The sequence below is a fragment of the Bacillus sp. SIMBA_074 genome (assembly GCF_046534555.1).
GTDB lineage: Bacteria > Bacillota > Bacilli > Bacillales > Bacillaceae_G > Bacillus_A > Bacillus_A mycoides.
In genome coordinates this window covers 1-316 of the sequence record NZ_JAWRYM010000273.1, presented here as the reverse complement: position 1 = coordinate 316, position 316 = coordinate 1, and the positions used below count along the sequence as shown (strand labels likewise).

The window sequence follows — 316 nt, the reverse complement described above, 5'->3', positions numbered from 1 at the left end:
GTAAGAAACTGTTTAAAAGCTTACAGGAAACGATTCCTGAACTGACCTTGCTCAGTAGCAAAGACAATCAGTTTCCGGGCGGAGTCACTGTGATGCCGGCGTATTTGACCAAAGGCTTGCAGTTTGATGTCGTTTTTATTGTGGACGTGAATTCGTATCTGGATAACGAATGGGATGCAAAGCTGCTCTATGTTGCGATGACTCGTCCAGTCCATCGCTTGGTCATGAGCCATATGCAGGGAAACGAGCTGCCTCTGTTGCGAGAATTGCCTGGCGAACTATATAAAAGAGAAGAAGCATGACAGAAAACACCCCC

The 316-nt window shown here is 46.5% G+C and carries 1 protein-coding gene; it reads left to right on the top strand.

Features of this window, described 5'->3' with window-relative positions; all coding sequences use genetic code 11:
- The coding region (locus SB773_RS30820) for an ATP-binding domain-containing protein (RefSeq protein WP_410594039.1) at positions 1 to 302 on the top strand (302 nt) is incomplete at its 5' end.
- Between the last annotated feature and the right edge of the window lie 14 nt (positions 303 to 316).